The sequence below is a fragment of the Leisingera sp. F5 genome (genome assembly GCF_001593695.1).
On the sequence record NZ_LUKH01000013.1, the window covers coordinates 54,084 to 70,262 of the forward strand.

Below are 16,179 nucleotides of genomic sequence, written 5' to 3' on the forward strand. Positions count from 1 at the left end.
GGGCAGAAACACACGCCAAAGCAAGACACAGCAAGGTTCAGCCATGAACATGGAAGCTCAGATCGAGAGTGCCACAGACATCCACGCCTCCGCGCGTCCGACCAATTTGAATGCGGGGCTGGAACCGCTCTCGGAATTCGCCGGCAAAGCGCAGCGGCTTGATGCAGCCCTGTCCGTCCTGTCCGGTGTTTCGGGGATGCGCGTCCAGCGCAGTCTTGCGCGGCTGCAGGCGGAACTTGGCACCTTTGAACCCAGTGTCACCCTGCTGGGACAGGTGAAATCCGGCAAGACATCCTTGGTCAATGCGATGGCGGGCTGGGCCGACCTTCTGCCTTCGGACGTGAACCCCTGGACCTCGGTCGTCACCTCCTTGCACCTGACGCCGGGAGATACCCGGGTTGAGAACAGGGCCTGCTTCCAGTTTATGACCGAGGCGGAATGGGACCGGCTGCTGACCAAGGGCGGGCGCATCGGTGAAATGGCAGGCCGTGCCGGCGCCAGCAGCGAGCTGCAGAAAATCCGCTCTCAGATCGAAGAGATGCGGGAACGCTCGCGCCAGCGGCTGGGCCGTAAATTCGAACTGCTGATGGGGCAGAAACACGAGTACGGCTATTTCGATAAAAACCTGATCGAACGCTACATCTGCCTGGGCGACGACTTTGGCGAGGATGAAGGCGGTGCCGGCGAACAAGGCCGCTTTGCCGATATCACCCGTGCAGCCGATCTGTACCTGAACTGCCAGAGCGTGCCACACCGCCTGTGCTTGCGCGACACGCCCGGCGTCAACGACACCTTCATGATGCGCGAGCAGATCACCATCCAAGCAATCCGCGACAGCCGCCTATGCGTGGTGGTTCTGTCGGCAGGCCAGGCGCTGACCTCGGTCGACATGGGGCTGATCCGGATGATCTCCAACCTCAAGTCCCGCGAGGTTGTGATTTTTGTCAACCGCATCGACGAGCTGGCCGACCCCGCCGCCCAGATCCCCGAGATCGAGGCCAGCATCCGCCAGACACTGGACTCTCATCACGGGCCCCAGGACGCAACCGTCCTCTTCGGCAGCGCCTATTGGGCTAACAAGGTGCTGACCGGCGGGCTGGAGGACATGGACAAGGCAAGTTCCGCCGCGCTGCTCAATTGGGCCGAAGCCTCGGTCAACAGTTCCCATACCGAACTGTCAGCCCAGAACATGGTTTGGGAACTGTCCGGACTGCCCGCGCTGAACCGGGTGATGGCTGAACGGATCGTAACCGATCTTGGCACGCCGCTGCTGGCCCGCATTGCCGGCTCTGCTGTTACCGCCGCCACCGGCCAGCAGGCGGCACATGCAGTCAGGGTGCAGGGCGAGGGCGGCGCGCAAGCCGGTCTTCATGACACCTGCACCTCGTTTGAGAACATCTGCAAATCCCATCTGGACGCACTGGAAGCCGAGACCGCGCAGATCCTCGACTCCTTCCGCGACCGCGCCGACCGGGCCCATGCCACCTTCACCGACCGCGCCACCCACGCGCTGATCGAGCACCTGGAAAAATGGGGCGAGGACTGCCACTGGGAATATGATCCCGCCGGGCTGCGGATGCTGTTGCGCTCTGCCTATTCGGTGATGACCAGCCGCCTGCAGGCTGCCGCCCAAGCCCGGTATGAGACCGCGGTGCAGGACGTCGCGGAGCTGCTCTATGACGGTTTCGGCGCAGCGGTCCAGGGTATTCAGCTGTCAGTCCCCGAGGTGCCCCCGGCCAGCTCTCCGATTGCGCTGGGGCAGGCCATTGCATTGGATTTCAATGACAGCTGGTGGGCGGCCTGGTGGCGCCGCACCCGCGGCTATCAGGCCTTTGCCAAACGTTTCCGCAGCCTGATTGCCGGGGAAACCGAAGATTTCATGACCCAGCTTAAATTCGTGCAAACAGCAGATGCCGGCGCTGCCGTCCTTGCCCCGCTGCAGAGTTTCTTCGACGACCAGCGCGACATCCTGATGGAAATCGCAGACCACTGCCGCCGCGGCGGCGATATGCAGGGGCTGATTGCCGATGACAACCGCCGGACACAGGCCGACGACGCCTTGCAAACGCTCAGGAGCTTTACCGAATGACACAGGAAATCGCCATGCAAACCTCCGTCTCCCCGGCTGCCGCACCGCAGCGCAAGCCGCGCTTGGCGCTGATGGGTGAATTCAGCGCCGGTAAAAGCACCCTCACCAACCTGCTTGTGGGGCGCCAGCCGTTGCCCACCCGTGTGACCGCCACCCGGTTGCCGCCTGTCTGGATATCACACGGGCCTGAAGGGGCCAGCATTACCGGCACCGACGGCAGCGAAACACCGCTGCCGCTTGAAGACCTTGCCAAGGTGCCGATGGACACCACTGCGCTGATCCGCCTGACACTCCCGGCGGAGGCGCTGGAGCTGTGCGATCTTATTGACATGCCGGGCATATCGGACCCCAACATGCCGTCCAGTGTCTGGCAAAACCTGCTGCCCGAGGTAGACGGCGTTATCTGGTGCACCCATGCCACCCAGGCTTGGCGCCAGTCTGAAGCCGCTGTGTGGGAGGAGATTTCAGAGCGCCTTGAAGGCCCGAACACATTGCTGATCACGCATTTTGACAAGCTGCGAAGCAGCCGGGATCAGGACCGCGTGGCCCGGCGTGTCCGCAAGGAAACCGGCGAAGCCTTCGGCGCAATTTTTCCGCTGTCGCTCAGCCAGGCGCTGGCCGCGGGCGAGGATATGGAAGTTTGGAAGACCAGTGGCGCTGACAGTTTCATTGAATATCTGGTGGATATGCTTGTGACTTGGGCAAAGCCGAACCGCGTTGCGCCTGCACAATCCAATCCTGCGGCTTCTGCGTCAAATCCGCAAACGGTGCAGCCGTTAAGGGCTGATGTGCTGGACTTTGGCGGCAAGCGCGACAGCGGCGGACAGCCGCAATTGCAAGGAAACCCTGCCTGCGCGGACACCGGCGACCGTGTGACGCCGCGCCGGGTCACCCCGGCCAAGCGCAGCAAACGGCCGGCCCGGACCCGGCCCGAAATCCATCCTACTGGTGAGTAACGCATGATACCCAAACGTCCCGCACCAGAAGGCACACCGGCCCTTGCCGGGAACGGAGGCAGCCAGTGACGCTTTCCCTGCAGCTTGACGCGCTGCGTCAGACCGCGGAGGGCTCCCGTTTGGCTGCTTTTGGTGATCTCGGCACCAGCATGGTCTTGCGCAGCAGCAGCGCCGCTAGCCAGCCACAGGAATACTTAGACGGCCTTTGTCAGCAGGCCCGGCTGGGGTTTCTGCTGCTTGATGCTGCTGTGGCGGCCGGTGATACGCAAGCTGCTGTGCCAACCGATGATATTCTGGTTCTGACCCCAGGCGAAGCACGCATTTTCGTTCGCGCCGCAGATGGATCGGGTGATGCGGTGCTGTGTGTCTGCTCCGATGCGGCGAGCGCTGGGCGGCTTGCTGTCCCGGCGCGGGGCCTGCTGGCCGCTATGGCCGGGGAGGCATGATGGCAGACGCGGCTGCTGATTTCCTGCCGCGACGGCCCGGAACTGCGGAGGCTCTGCAGGAGGCGTTGATCCGGCTTGCAGATACGCCAACTGCAATCCGTGCCCGCGTGCAGCAGGCTGCGGCCGGGAAGGAACCGCTCGCCGCTGCAGTGCTGCGCGAAATCAGCGAAACCGTATTGCCGCGGGAACTGACCATCTGTGTCCGCCAGCAGCCTGCCGCTGTGCTCACGATTGCGCAGCGCAGACTTACCGGGCTGACCCTGGGCCGAACAGCAGACCCCGCTGACGGTGCAGAGAATTCAGACGCAGCTGCCCGGATCTTTGCCGCGCGGCTGCGCACTCTGGACGCCGCTGCCAATGGCGCAGGCTTCACAATCAAACGCCGTCCTTGCAAGGCAACCGAAGGAGCGGGCAGCTGTACCGCCAAGATGCTGAGCGACGCCATGGGCGCAGCCGAAGGCAGCAGTCCGCTGGACCGGTTCCACGCTCGCGCTACCCCTCAGGCAGAGGCTTGGATTTCATGCGGGCGGGGTGGAAATCTGTCCGGCAGCGGCGGGCCGGATGACCTGCTTTGCCAGTTGGAGGCAGTGCGCACCGTCCTCGCGGCCAAGGGGGCTTGCCCCTCCACGTCCAGAATGCCTGCGTCCAAGCCGGAATGCCTGCTGCTGCCGGTCTCGCCTCAGAGACGCATTATCGTGGCCTCAGCCTGCGGCGAACATCTGCTTTTGACCCTGCGTGATGACGCGGCAGACGCGGCACTGGGTGCGTGGGCGGAGATATTCTCCGGTTCTTGATCAGTGCTCGCGGCGGTCGGACCGGATCAAACAGCTCTCAATTCCTGCTCTGGGCCTGTTCGGGCCGGGCGCAGGCCGCGTTTCCAAAACATAACGATGACCCCCGTAACGGATATCTGCACGGCGGCAAAAAGGGCCATTGCAACCAGCAGTCCAAAGGTGTCGGCCAATGCGCCGCTTGCAATGACCGGCAGCGAAAACCCGCAGTAGGCATAGACAAACAACCCCGCCGTTGCCCGCGCCCTGTCGTCAGGTGCGCGCAGCGACACCTCTGCCAGGGAGGCAAGGTAGGTAAAGCCATAGCTTGCCGCGCTGGTGATGCAGGTTCCGGCAAGGACCAGCACCAGGGATGCCAGCCAGACGCCGGCCAGAAGAACAAGAAAGCCCAACGGGATCAGCACAAATCCCAGGGCAAGTGCCCGGCCGTTGGACATGCGCCGGGCGACAGGCTGGCAGATGAACCCCGCGAAGATCGCCAGAAAGATGACAAGTCCGGTCCAGCCGCCAAGCCCATTGGCAGCCAATTGCAACGGCACGACGGCAATGGTCATGCCGGTTGTCGACCAGGCCAGCGCCATGGCTGCACCGAACACCCAGGTGCCGGACGGAAAGACCGGCAGCCGCAGCGGTGTGACGGGTTTCGGACTGTCCGCCTTGGGCAGGGCCAATGCAGCTGCGGCCAGAACCGGCGCTGCTGTAAGAAGCGCCAGATAACTGAATGGCAGGAATGTCGGCCCTTGCAGGCCAAGGCTCAGCCCGGTTGCCAGAGCGCCGCCGCCGAAACCAAGCGACGTTGCCGATGTCACAATCAAGGCCGCAGTGCGTGCCCGGCCGGCGCCAAGGATTTCCGCCATATACGCAGTGCCCGCAGTGGTCGCCAGCCCGGTCCCGATACCCAGCAAAACCCGCGCCGCGACCAGGCTTGCCCAGTTTGGGAACTGTACAAGTACCGCTGTCGCAACCGCGCCAAGGATCAGAGCGAGAGCAATGGGAATACGCCGCCCGATCCGGTCTGACAGCCCGCCAAGCAGCAGCAGCGTTGGCATCAGGCCGCCAGCATAGGCGGCGAAGGCAATTGTAACAGCGGCGGCGCCGGCATTGTTCTGCACGGCGTAGGCGTCATACAGCGGCGCCTGCAGGTTAACGGCAAAGGTCACAGTGAACAGAATCACTGCAAGCAAAGCAGCAGACAGAAATCGGAGCATTGGGCGGGCCTCGCAGGTTGACTTGCCTCTGCAATGCCATGAAGTTCCGACGTATGACAATTTTTCTATTGTCCTAATGACAGTGAGCAGATGAAGAAAGCCAGATACATCCGCCTTGCCGATATGCTCTCCAATGCGATCCGCGAGGGCAAACTGGCACCTGGCTCCAAACTGCCGACGCACCGGGCCTTTGCGGAGAAAACCGGCGTCGCGCTGGCGACTGCAACCCGTGTTTACAAGGAACTGGAGCGCAGGGGGCTTGTCAGCGGCGAGGCCGGGCGCGGGACCTTTGTGCGCGATCCTGGCTTGCCCATGACACTGGGGGTGCATCAAACAGCGGCTGAGGGGATCACGGATCTGGTCTTCAACATGCCTGGCGGGCCTGCGGACGCAGACATATTGCGGGCCGGCTTGCGGCGGCTTGCGGCGGCTGGCGATCTGGATGCGATGCTGCGCTATCAGCCCCACGGCGGCCGCATTCACGAACGCCGGATCATCGCCGGAAGCCTTGGGCGGTCGCTGGGCCGGATTGACCCCGAGCACTTGCTGGTCACCTCAGGCAGCCAGCACGGCCTGGCGATCACCTGTTTGGGGCTGTTTCAGCCCGGCGATGTGATCGCTGCCGATGCCCTTACCTATCCAGGGTTCAAATCCGCTGCCGCCTTGAACGGTCTGGAGCTTGCCCCGGTGGAGGCGCAGCACGGCGTCATGAACCCGGATGATCTGGACCGGCAATGCCGCTTGCGGACCATACGTGCGGTCTATCTGATGCCGTCAGTCCAAAGCCCGCTGGGGACGGTCATGGATGAAACCACACGTCTGCGCTTGCTTGACGTGGCGCAGCGGCACAACCTCCTTATTATCGAGGACGCAGCCTATGCGTTTTTGGAACCGGATCCGCCGCCCGGGTTCCTGTCGATAGCACCGGACAGGACAGTGCATATCAGCGGTTTCTCCAAGAGCCTCGCCACCGGTTTGCGGCTGGGATATGTGATCGCGCCTGCAGGTCGCACCGCAGCTCTGCTGGAAGCGGTCCGCGCAACAACCTGGAACACGCCGGCGCTGATTTCCGCATTGGTCACAGGCTGGATCGAAGACGGGACACTTGAAAAGTCCGAGGAAACCCGCAGGCAAGATGGCGCTGCGCGTCAATCGGTGTGCCGGGAAGTCTTTGGCGCGGCTTCGGTCGTTTCGCATCGCAACGCGGGGTTTGCCTGGCTGCCGCTTGGCAAAGGCACGCGTGCGGACCCCATCGTGACGCGTTTGAAAGATCAGCGCATTTCAGTGTCCGGCGCAGACCCGTTTGCAACCACCGCCGCCGCACCGCAAGCCCTGAGATTGGCGTTTGGCGGCTTGCCGATGGCAGAGCTGCGCGGCACGCTGGAGACGGTGCGCCAAGCGGTTCAAGCTGAGAGGGCAGGGTAGGGCAGGCCTGCAATTGCGCAGCTTGCAATCCTGGAGTCTCCGCAGATGCCTTTGGCCGGTTCAAAACCACTGTCCCGGCTCCATCAGCCCCAGGTCCAGCAGCTGACGGGAATGCCATTCAAACGGTGCGGAATTGTGCCATCGGAAGGTTTCAATGTCGAAGGTCGAACCGGGGTTGCGCTTCAGCGCCTTGGCGGTGCGGAACGAACAGACGGCTGCCGTCAGGTTGTGATGCCAGGGGCAGGCATAGGTGTTGTATTCCTGATTATTGAAGGTGTGGTCCTGCTGCAGCACCAGTCCCGGTTTGGCCTTGAACAGAGAAATCCGGTCGATTTTCCGGCTCTTGTCAGGGATATGCTCTTCGAACCGCCAGCGCACGCCGCCAAAGAAATCCAGCTGCCGTTCGCGCGGATGGCCGGTTTCGGGGTCCTTGCGCGACTGGGCGTAGTAACCGGACTTGTCGAGATAGGCCGCCTCCAAAGAGACTGCGCCGGGGCACTCCTCCAGATCGCCGGCATAAAGGTCGATCACATAGCTGAGCACCGCGTCACGCCGCTCTTCTGTGTGGAAGGTCAGCATTTCACCAACGCTGCGGGTCTCGCAGAACGGGTAGAACAGATATTCCGCATTGTAGCAGTAATAAAGCCAGCAACCGGGCTGTGCCGCGGCGATCACCGCATTGACGGCACCTGTCAGCGCACCATCGGGGCTGCAGTCAAACGGCACCCGGTGCACCTTGGTGCGCACATCCTGCGGCAGGTCAAAGGCATCCGGCATCAGGGCCACAACGGCCTTGAAACCGCTTTGCAGGTGATGGCGCAGGGTGGTGGCGATCTCCACTTCGTCCTCGATGAAGACCAGCGCAACCGGTCCCTTGGCCAGCAGCGGCTTGCCCTCTTTCAGGAAATCCTGCAGCGAAGAATACATCATGCCCGTCTGCCTTTTGCCTTTCTGGCCATTGCGGTCAAAATCGGGTAAATCCCGCCTCATTGCAAGCGGTGGCATTTGTCTGTAAGTCAGGCCGCTGTTTACCCACCCTGGCTGGAAGGCTGACCCGCATGAGTGCCCCGAAGAAGCTGTTTATCAAGACCTATGGCTGTCAGATGAATGTCTATGACAGCGAACGCATGGCCGAAGCGCTGGGCGGCGAGGGGTATGTCGAGACCAAATCGGCAGATGACGCCGACATGATCCTGCTGAATACCTGCCACATCCGGGAAAAGGCGGCGGAAAAGGTCTATTCCGAGCTGGGTCGTTTCAAAGGGCTGAAGGCAGAGAAGCCAGACCTCAAGATCGGCGTGGCCGGTTGCGTCGCCCAGGCCGAGGGTGAAGAGATCATGCGCCGCCAGCCGCTGGTGGATCTGGTGGTCGGCCCGCAAAGCTATCACCGTCTGCCCGAAATGGAAGCCAAGACGCGGGACGGGGAGAAGGTGCTGGACACTGATTTCCCCGAGGAAGACAAGTTCGAAAAGCTCAAGAACCGCCCCAAGGCCAAGCGCGGCCCGACGGCGTTCCTGACCGTGCAGGAAGGCTGCGACAAATTCTGCGCCTTCTGCGTGGTGCCCTATACCCGCGGTGCCGAGGTTTCGCGCCCGGCTGACCGCATTCTGACCGAAGCCCGTGATCTGGTGGAGCGCGGCGTGCGCGAAATCACCCTTCTGGGCCAGAATGTGAATGCCTATCACGGTGCCGGTCCCAATGGCGACCTCACCCTGGCGCAGCTGATCTGGGAACTGAACAAGGTCGACGGGCTGGAGCGTATCCGGTTCACCACATCGCATCCCAACGACATGCAGGATGACCTGATCGAGGCGCATGGCACCTGTGCCAAGCTGATGCCCTATCTGCATCTGCCGGTGCAGGCGGGATCGGACAAGATCCTGAAGCGGATGAACCGCGCCCACACCGCCGAAAGCTATCTGCGCCTGATCGAACGCATCCGCGCCGCGCGGCCGGACATCCTGATCTCCGGCGACTTCATCGTTGGTTTTCCGGAAGAGACCGAGGAAGATTTCCAAGCCACCATGGATCTGGTGGAAGAGGTGAAATACGGCACCGCCTATTCCTTCAAATACTCGACCCGCCCCGGCACCCCGGCAGCCGAACGCGCCCAGGTCGACCCGGCCGCAGCCGACGACCGGCTGCAGCGCCTTCAGGCCCTTCTGACCCGGCAGCAGCGCGAGGTCCAGGACAGCATGGTTGGACGCGAAGTTGGCGTTCTGTTTGAAAAGCCTGGCCGCAGGCCGGGTCAAATGGTTGGCAAATCCGATTACCTCCACGCTGTTCATGTCGCTGAATGCGACCGCGCAGCGGGTGACCTGGCCCGGGTGCGCATTATTTCCTCTGGTGCCAATTCCCTGGCAGGAGAATTGATCGGCTAAAGCCCCCGCTACAGAGCGAATCTTTCCAACCGCTTCTTTCGGGGCGGTTCTATTTCCGTCTTTCCGGATTGCGCAGGTGAGTCCCGATTGCATCGGTTCCGGCGACAATTTCTTTTGGGAGCTTTGAGTGCCCCGGCAAATGCGATTAATTTGCGCGGAATAACAATTAATTTAGCAGGTATACTGCATCAATTTCAGGTAGTTTGACTCTTATGGCCTGAGCGGTGGGCGCGTAAGCGGCAAGCTGCGCTGGGGGAACTTAGGTGAAGGAAATCTGGTTGTGTTGACACTCAATATTAACAAGGCGGTTGCGCTGGCCGCCGCTGCTGCGGCCGCGCTCAGCATCGCTGCCGCGCCTGCCAGCGCGCAAACTCAGCGGACCATCAAGGGCGAACGCTATGTTCCTACCATCTGGGTTGACCCGGACGGCTGTGAACACTGGGTGATGGATGACGGGGCCGAAGGCTTCATGTCCCCGCATGTGACCCCGGACGGCAAGCCGGTCTGCCGCCGCGGCAACATTTGCGGCGTGATGCCGACAGACCAGTTTTTTGCCACTGATAAACATTACATCAATGCAGCAGGCCGCAAGCGCCTGGGGGAATTTTTCCAGCGGGCGAAATCCAATGGCGCCCGTGCCTTTGTAATCGCCGGCCACACCGATAGCCGGGCATCGGATGAATACAATATACGCCTGTCCGAGCGCCGCGCTGGCGCGGTGGCACAAGTGGGCCGCTCGGTGGGTGCGCGGATCAACGACGTGCGCGCCTATGGCGAACGCGACCCGCGGGTGCCCAACACCAGCGCTGCAAATATGTCGCAGAACCGCCGCGTCGAAATCTATTGCCTGCGCTGAGGAGACAAAACCCATGCTGATGCGTAAAACACTTCTGCTCCTCGCCGCCGCGGCCCTGGTCCCGGCCTGTTCCGAAACCCTGGACAAGACCCGTGACCAGCATGCCGGCGATGGCTCCTCCAGCCATCTGTCGAACATGACCGCCGGTATCTGGGTCGACCCGCAGGGCTGCGAACACTGGATCATCGACGACGGTCTCGAAGGCTACGCCGACCTGCGCCGCACACCAGACGGCAAGCCGGTCTGCAACAGCAACCTGCCGCGCAACACTGCCACCGGCCCGTTCAAAGCCGGCTCTACCTTCGGCGACGCGCTGTAAGCGGTCTTCGTGCTGTCTGCTGTTCAGCCGCCCTCTAGGGCGGCTGTTTTGTTTCAGCGGCGTGAATTTCGCGCGCCGGATCTTGCGCAGGTTCCACTTCGCGGGCAGACTGAAGGGGTAACCTTTGACAAAGGAGATCAGCTTGGCCATCAGTGCCCTGAATGACGCGCAAGACCAGTCCGCAACCCATGAAGTGCTTCTGGAATTTCCCGACAACCGATTGCTGATCGACCTGTGCGGCGAATATGACCGCAACCTGGCTGACATCGAACAGAAACTGGGCGTGCAGATTGTCCGCCGCGGCAACCAGTTGTCGGTCATGGGCGAGGCGACGGCGCGCGACCAGGCGGCGGGCGTGCTGACGGCGCTCTATGACCGGCTGGAAACCGGCCGCAGCGTCGAACCCGGCGATATCGACCGCGAGCTGCGCATGGGTTCCGACAGTCAGGAGGCCGAACCGGACGGCCAATTGCAAATGTTCCGCGGCGGCCGGGTGGAAATCAAGACCCGCAAAAAACTGGTGGAACCGCGCACCGAAGCACAGAAGGCCTATGTGCATTCGCTGTTCGAAAACGAACTGGCATTCGGGATCGGCCCGGCAGGCACGGGCAAGACTTATCTCGCTGTTGCGGTGGGCGTTTCCATGTTCATCACCGGCCATGTGGACCGTATCATCCTGTCCCGCCCGGCTGTGGAGGCGGGCGAAAAGCTCGGCTACCTGCCCGGCGACATGAAGGACAAGGTCGATCCTTATATGCAGCCTTTGTATGACGCGCTGAACGACTTCCTGCCGGAAAAACAGGCGGCCAAGCTGATTGAGGAAAAACGAATCGAAATCGCGCCGCTTGCTTTCATGCGCGGGCGCACGCTGTCCAATGCCTTTGTGGTCCTGGATGAGGCGCAGAACGCGACCACCATGCAGATGAAGATGTTCCTGACCCGCCTTGGCGAAGGCTCGCGCATGGTGATCACCGGCGACCGCTCCCAGGTCGATCTTCCGCGCGGGGTGCAATCGGGCCTGGCAGACGCCGAACGCCTGCTGAAAACCATCCCCAAGATCAGCTTCAATTACTTCACTGCCCGCGATGTGGTGCGCCACCCCCTTGTGGCGGCGATCATCGAAGCCTATGACGCGGATGCTAAACCGGCCTGATGCGAAAGCTCTGTCCGGTTTCATCTTTGTAAAAATACTCCGGGGGTGCGGGGGCTGGCCCCCGCATGTGCAACGGCTCCATGACGCTTGACATCACCATAGAAGACAGCCGCTGGCAGAGGGCCGGGCTTGAGGCGCTGGCCACAGAGGCCGTCTCAGCCGTTCTGGCGCATTTTGCATTAGACCCGGAGGGTTGCGAAATCTCGCTTCTGGCCTGTGATGATCCGCGCATTGCGGGTCTCAACGCAGAATTCCGTGAAAAAGCTAAGCCGACAAATGTGCTGAGCTGGCCCGCCGAAGAGCTTGCCTCCGGCAAGGACGGCGGCTCCCCGGCGCAGCCCGAGGCCGATTTCACTGGCGAATACCCGCTGGGTGACATTGCGATTTCTTATGACACTTGCGCCCGTGAAGCGGCGGATGCAGGCAAGCCGCTGGGCGATCATACCCGCCATTTGATCGTTCACGGAATGTTGCATCTTTTCGGTTATGATCACATTCGTGACCGTGATGCCGCATTGATGGAAGGGATTGAGGTGCTGCTACTTGGCAAAATGGGTATCGCGAACCCATATATGAGCGAGGACGCCCCTTAAGCGGGGCATTTGGATAGGATCGATGGGCGACATAGAAGGCAGTTCTAACGCGGCGCAGGGCGCGCTGCAGAACATCAATGGCACGGCAGCGGATGCGCCGGCCTCCGGGAAAACCGGTTTCTGGGCACGGCTCTTCGGGGCTTTCAGCGCAGCGCCGCAGTCTGAAGAAGACAGTGGCAGCGCACAGCCCGCTGCCGGGACGGAACCGCGCGGCATGATGAACCTGCGCCGGCTGCGGGTTGAGGATGTTGCGATCCCGTCTGCAGAAATCGCTGCTGTGCCGGTTTCCATCGCCAAGGACGATCTTGTCGGCATTTTCCGCGAAAGCGGCTTTACCCGGATCCCGGTGTATGAGGGGACGCTGGACACGCCGCTGGGTTTTGTCCACCTCAAGGATTTCTCGCTGACCCACGGCTTCAACGGCGGCACGTCGGATTTCGAACTGTCCCAAATGCTGCGCCCGCTGCTGTTTGTGCCGCCGTCGATGCCGATCGGCGTGCTGCTGACCAAAATGCAGGCCGAGCGCCGCCACATGGCTCTGGTGATCGATGAATACGGCGGTGTTGACGGGCTTGTCACCATCGAGGATCTGATCGAACAGGTGGTCGGTGAAATCGAGGACGAGCATGACGCCGACGAACTGCAGACCTGGTTTGAGGAAAAGCCCGGCTGCTACATTGCGCTGGCCCGCACCTCGCTGCCGGAGTTCGAGGCCGAGACCGGGCATTCGCTGACCAGCCACGATGACGTGGATGAGGAAGAGATCGACACGCTTGGCGGACTGGTCTTCATGCTGTCGGGCCGGGTGCCTGCCCGCGGCGAGGTGATCGAGCACCCCGAAGGCGCTGAATTTGAAGTGATGGATGCCGACCCCCGCCGGATCAAGCGGCTGCGGGTGCGGCTGCCGGACGCCGCCGCATGATAACAATCGGGCTGCGGCAGGCGGTGCGGCAGCTCCGGCCGGCCGGGGCCGGCCTGGCCTTTGGCGGCGGCGCGCTGGCGTCTCTGGCACTTGCCCCCTGGAGCTTTTGGTTCGGTCTGCCTGCTGCCTTGGGGGCCGCAGGCTGGCTGGTTCTGCAGGCCGCCACGGCGCGAACGGCAATGCTGGCCGGCTGGTTGTTCGGGCTGGGGTATTTTGCCTTTGGCCTGTCCTGGATTCTTGAACCCTTTCAGATCGATCCGGAACGCCATGCCTGGATGGCCCCGTTTGCGCTGGTGTTTCTGGCAGGCGGGCTTGCCTTGTTTTGGGGTGCTGCGTTTGGGCTGGCCATCCGGTTCAGCGCCGGCGCCTGGCGGATCCCGATGCTGGTTGCTGCCTGGTCCCTGGCGGAATTTGGCCGCGCTTATCTGCTGACCGGCTTTCCCTGGGCGGCTTTCGGACAATTCTGGATTGATACGCCTGCTGCAAACCTGCTGCCCTGGATCGGGCCGCAAGGGCTGGCGCTGCTGACGCTTGCGGCCTTCCTGCCGCTGGCCTTGCTGCGGCGGACCCCGGCGGCAGCCTTGGTGCCATTGGGACTGGCGGCAGCCGCTGCCTTTGCAGCTCCCGCCCCGCCGCAGGTAAATCCAACTGGCAAGACCGTGCGAATCGTCCAGCCCAACGCACCGCAGGATTTGAAGTGGCACCCGGATCACCGCTGGGAATTTGTACGCCGCGCTGTTGCTTTTTCTGCCGAAACGCCGCGTCCGGATCTGATTGTCTGGCCGGAAACTGCTGTGCCGCAGCTGCTGAATTATGCGGATGACACCCTGCGGGTCATTTCCGAAAACGCCGGCGGGGTGCCGGTGCTTCTGGGCATCCAGCGGGAAGAATCGGGCGCGTTTTACAATTCTGCGGTGCTGCTGGACATGGACGGTCAGCCCGCTTCTACCTATGACAAGGCGCATCTGGTGCCGTTCGGGGAATATGTGCCCTTTGGCGACGTCATGGCCCGGTTCGGGATCTATGGCTTTGCGTCGCGGGCAGGTGCAGGTTATGCCGCCGGGCCCGGGCCCCAAATCATGAATCTTCCTATTGGCCGCGCCTTGCCGCTGATCTGCTACGAGGCTGTTTTTCCACAGGATGTGAATGCCGCAGAGACCCGCCCCGACATGCTGGTGCAGGTCACCAATGACGCCTGGTTCGGCACCCGGTCCGGCCCCTTTCAGCATCTGGTGCAGGCCAGGATGCGGGCCATCGAGCAAGGCCTGCCAATGATCCGGGCTGCAAATACCGGGGTGTCTGCAATGATCGGAGCGGACGGAACCCTGCTGAACAGCCTGCCGCTGGGTGACGCGGGTTACATCGATGCGGCCTTGCCTGCGCCGTTGCCGCCGACCCTCTACAGCCGCACCGGGGATTGGCCGGTGTTCCTGCTGTGCCTGTTCGCTGCTGCCGCGGTTTTCCTGCGCTCCCGCGCCCTTGTGCCGCGGTCATAGCCGCTTAACTCTATTCGAATATGATTGACCCGCGCGGACGAGCCGCGTACTGCGGCTTGATACCTGCCACAACGGCTTCCTGGCGTGGCAAGGATGGAACCAGTGGAGCACTTTTCATGACCCGTATGAACTACACTTTCACTTCGGAATCTGTCTCCGAAGGCCACCCGGACAAGGTCTGCGACCGCATTTCAGATGCGGTTCTGGACGCTTTTCTGGCGGAAGAACCCGAAGCACGCGTGGCAGCTGAGACTTTCGCCACCACCAACCGTGTTGTCATCGGGGGCGAAGTCGGCCTGTCCGATCAGGACAAGCTGCACGACTACATGGGCAAGATCGATGAGATCACCCGTGCCTGCATCAAGGACATCGGCTACGAGCAGGACAAGTTCCACCACGAAACCGTGGAAGTGACCAACCTGCTGCACGAGCAGTCCGCCCATATCGCGCAAGGCGTGGATGCGTCCGGCGACAAGGACGAAGGCGCCGGCGACCAAGGCATCATGTTTGGTTTTGCCACCAATGAAACCGATGCGCTGATGCCTGCGCCAATCCAGTACTCCCACGCGATCTTGCGCCGTTTGGCGGAAGTGCGCAAAAACGGCACTGAGCCTGCGCTGGGCCCGGATGCGAAATCGCAGCTGTCGGTGGTCTATGAGGGCGGCAAGCCGGTGGGCGTCAGCTCGCTGGTGCTGTCGACCCAGCACCTGGACGAAAGCCTGACCTCGGCCGACATCCGCGCCCTGGTCGAACCCTACATCCGTGAAACCCTGCCCGAAGGCTGGCTGACTGATGCCACCGAATGGCACGTGAATCCGACCGGCAAGTTTGTGATCGGCGGTCCGGATGGCGATGCAGGTCTTACCGGCCGTAAAATCATCGTGGACACCTATGGCGGTGCGGCCCCGCATGGCGGCGGTGCGTTTTCCGGCAAGGACCCGACCAAGGTGGACCGCTCGGCAGCCTATGCCGCGCGCTATCTGGCCAAAAACGTGGTGGCCGCCGGCATGGCGGATAAATGCACCATTCAGCTGTCTTATGCCATCGGCGTGTCCAAGCCGCTGTCGATCTATGCGGACACGCACGGCACCGGTGAAGTGGACGCTGCAGCGATTGAAAAGGCGATTGATCAGGTGATGGACCTGACCCCGCGCGGCATCCGTTCGCATCTGGGCCTGAACAAGCCGATTTATCAGCGCACCGCAGCCTATGGCCATTTTGGCCGCGACCCGGAAGCCGATGGCGGTTTCAGCTGGGAGCGCACCGATCTGGCCGAGGCGCTGAGGAAAGCGGTCTGAAGCCGGATTGTTCGAGACAGGAGAGCGGGCCGAAGGGTCCGCTCTTTTTTGTTCAAGCCTCTGCTCCCGCCGGCTTCTGCGCGTTCAGGGAATGCGCCTCTGCCGTTGGGTCGGGCGCCGTGCTGCAGCGCGGCGGACCGGTCAACAATGCTGACCGGATGTTTCGCACGCGAAACATTGCGGCAGACTATCTGACCTTTTGAGGCTGGAGTGCGCCGCCGGGCTGCGCCATAGTGCTGGGAAGGG

Annotated in this window: 15 protein-coding genes and 1 riboswitch; of the genes, 13 read left to right on the forward strand and 2 right to left on the reverse strand. The window is 62.2% G+C overall.

Annotation, left to right across the window (positions count from 1 at the left end; all coding sequences use genetic code 11):
* The first annotated feature begins 43 nt into the window (after positions 1-43).
* From A2I95_RS10825 to A2I95_RS10840, 4 genes are all read left to right on the forward strand, one after another.
* Entirely contained in the window at positions 44-2,089 is a 2,046-nt protein-coding gene (locus A2I95_RS10825) for a dynamin family protein (RefSeq protein ID WP_291729768.1), read from the forward strand.
* Positions 2,086-3,045: a dynamin family protein gene (locus A2I95_RS10830; RefSeq protein ID WP_291729769.1), complete on the forward strand. Its 960-nt coding sequence runs from the start codon at positions 2,086-2,088 to the stop codon at positions 3,043-3,045. Before A2I95_RS10825 ends, A2I95_RS10830 begins: the two co-directional genes overlap by 4 nt.
* Positions 3,046-3,110: 65 nt before the next feature.
* Positions 3,111-3,491: a hypothetical protein gene (locus A2I95_RS10835; RefSeq protein ID WP_291729770.1), complete on the forward strand. Its 381-nt coding sequence runs from the start codon at positions 3,111-3,113 to the stop codon at positions 3,489-3,491.
* Positions 3,488-4,285: a hypothetical protein gene (locus tag A2I95_RS10840; protein WP_291729771.1), complete on the forward strand. Its 798-nt coding sequence runs from the start codon at positions 3,488-3,490 to the stop codon at positions 4,283-4,285. The genes A2I95_RS10835 and A2I95_RS10840 overlap by 4 nt, the downstream gene beginning before the upstream one ends.
* 26 nt (positions 4,286-4,311) lie before the next feature.
* On the opposite strand, the gene A2I95_RS10845 is transcribed toward A2I95_RS10840, so the two are convergent.
* Positions 4,312-5,490, reverse strand: coding sequence for an MFS transporter (locus tag A2I95_RS10845; RefSeq protein ID WP_291729772.1), 1,179 nt, complete (start codon positions 5,488-5,490; stop codon positions 4,312-4,314).
* A 90-nt stretch (positions 5,491-5,580) separates the two neighbouring features.
* Between A2I95_RS10845 and A2I95_RS10850 the strand changes: the two genes are divergently transcribed.
* The gene (locus A2I95_RS10850) at positions 5,581-6,915 is read left to right on the forward strand and encodes a PLP-dependent aminotransferase family protein (RefSeq protein ID WP_291729773.1); all 1,335 of its coding nucleotides are present in this window, start codon (positions 5,581-5,583) and stop codon (positions 6,913-6,915) included.
* A 60-nt stretch (positions 6,916-6,975) separates the two neighbouring features.
* Here the strand turns inward: A2I95_RS10850 and A2I95_RS10855 are convergent, their stop codons facing one another.
* Positions 6,976-7,845 carry a hypothetical protein gene (locus tag A2I95_RS10855; RefSeq protein WP_291729774.1) on the reverse strand — a complete coding sequence of 290 codons (870 nt, stop codon included), beginning with the start codon at positions 7,843-7,845 and terminating at the stop codon, positions 6,976-6,978.
* A gap of 128 nt (positions 7,846-7,973) precedes the next feature.
* Between A2I95_RS10855 and miaB the strand changes: the two genes are divergently transcribed.
* The 8 genes from miaB (at position 7,974) to metK (ending at position 15,933) form a co-directional block, all read left to right on the forward strand.
* Positions 7,974-9,296: a tRNA (N6-isopentenyl adenosine(37)-C2)-methylthiotransferase MiaB gene (miaB, locus tag A2I95_RS10860; RefSeq protein ID WP_291729775.1), complete on the forward strand. Its 1,323-nt coding sequence runs from the start codon at positions 7,974-7,976 to the stop codon at positions 9,294-9,296.
* A gap of 274 nt (positions 9,297-9,570) precedes the next feature.
* Positions 9,571-10,152 carry an OmpA family protein gene (locus tag A2I95_RS10865; RefSeq protein WP_291729892.1) on the forward strand — a complete coding sequence of 194 codons (582 nt, stop codon included), beginning with the start codon at positions 9,571-9,573 and terminating at the stop codon, positions 10,150-10,152.
* Positions 10,153-10,165: 13 nt separating this feature from the next.
* Positions 10,166-10,471 (forward strand): hypothetical protein, encoded by a 306-nt coding sequence (locus tag A2I95_RS10870; protein WP_260006438.1) that lies wholly within the window; start codon positions 10,166-10,168, stop codon positions 10,469-10,471.
* A 142-nt stretch (positions 10,472-10,613) separates the two neighbouring features.
* Complete coding sequence (locus A2I95_RS10875; protein WP_291729776.1) at positions 10,614-11,624, forward strand: PhoH family protein; 1,011 nt, start codon at positions 10,614-10,616, stop codon at positions 11,622-11,624.
* 80 nt (positions 11,625-11,704) lie between these two features.
* The gene (gene ybeY, locus A2I95_RS10880) at positions 11,705-12,217 is read left to right on the forward strand and encodes an rRNA maturation RNase YbeY (protein WP_291729777.1); all 513 of its coding nucleotides are present in this window, start codon (positions 11,705-11,707) and stop codon (positions 12,215-12,217) included.
* A gap of 22 nt (positions 12,218-12,239) precedes the next feature.
* Positions 12,240-13,139 (forward strand): hemolysin family protein, encoded by a 900-nt coding sequence (locus A2I95_RS10885; RefSeq protein ID WP_291729778.1) that lies wholly within the window; start codon positions 12,240-12,242, stop codon positions 13,137-13,139.
* Positions 13,136-14,635 (forward strand): apolipoprotein N-acyltransferase, encoded by a 1,500-nt coding sequence (gene lnt / locus A2I95_RS10890; RefSeq protein ID WP_291729779.1) that lies wholly within the window; start codon positions 13,136-13,138, stop codon positions 14,633-14,635. The genes A2I95_RS10885 and lnt overlap by 4 nt, the downstream gene beginning before the upstream one ends.
* Before the next feature lie 60 nt (positions 14,636-14,695).
* A riboswitch (SAM-SAH riboswitch) is annotated at positions 14,696-14,745 on the forward strand.
* A gap of 6 nt (positions 14,746-14,751) precedes the next feature.
* A complete protein-coding gene (gene metK, locus A2I95_RS10895; RefSeq protein WP_291729780.1) occupies positions 14,752-15,933 on the forward strand; it encodes a methionine adenosyltransferase in 1,182 nt (393 codons plus the stop codon).
* Positions 15,934-16,179 lie beyond the last annotated feature (246 nt).

Excerpts from the sequence above, each read along its gene's own strand:
- A2I95_RS10825 (WP_291729768.1), top strand. The coding sequence starts at position 44 with ATGAACATGGAAGCTCAGATCGAGAGTGCCACAGACATCCACGCCTCC.
- A2I95_RS10830 (WP_291729769.1), top strand. The coding sequence starts at position 2,086 with ATGACACAGGAAATCGCCATGCAAACCTCCGTCTCCCCGGCTGCCGCA.
- A2I95_RS10840 (WP_291729771.1), top strand. The coding sequence starts at position 3,488 with ATGATGGCAGACGCGGCTGCTGATTTCCTGCCGCGACGGCCCGGAACT.
- A2I95_RS10845 (WP_291729772.1), bottom strand. The coding sequence starts at position 5,490 with ATGCTCCGATTTCTGTCTGCTGCTTTGCTTGCAGTGATTCTGTTCACT.
- A2I95_RS10850 (WP_291729773.1), top strand. The coding sequence starts at position 5,581 with ATGAAGAAAGCCAGATACATCCGCCTTGCCGATATGCTCTCCAATGCG.
- A2I95_RS10855 (WP_291729774.1), bottom strand. The coding sequence starts at position 7,845 with ATGATGTATTCTTCGCTGCAGGATTTCCTGAAAGAGGGCAAGCCGCTG.
- miaB (WP_291729775.1), top strand. The coding sequence starts at position 7,974 with ATGAGTGCCCCGAAGAAGCTGTTTATCAAGACCTATGGCTGTCAGATG.
- A2I95_RS10870 (WP_260006438.1), top strand. The coding sequence starts at position 10,166 with ATGCTGATGCGTAAAACACTTCTGCTCCTCGCCGCCGCGGCCCTGGTC.
- ybeY (WP_291729777.1), top strand. The coding sequence starts at position 11,705 with ATGACGCTTGACATCACCATAGAAGACAGCCGCTGGCAGAGGGCCGGG.
- A2I95_RS10885 (WP_291729778.1), top strand. The coding sequence starts at position 12,240 with ATGGGCGACATAGAAGGCAGTTCTAACGCGGCGCAGGGCGCGCTGCAG.
- lnt (WP_291729779.1), top strand. The coding sequence starts at position 13,136 with ATGATAACAATCGGGCTGCGGCAGGCGGTGCGGCAGCTCCGGCCGGCC.
- metK (WP_291729780.1), top strand. The coding sequence starts at position 14,752 with ATGACCCGTATGAACTACACTTTCACTTCGGAATCTGTCTCCGAAGGC.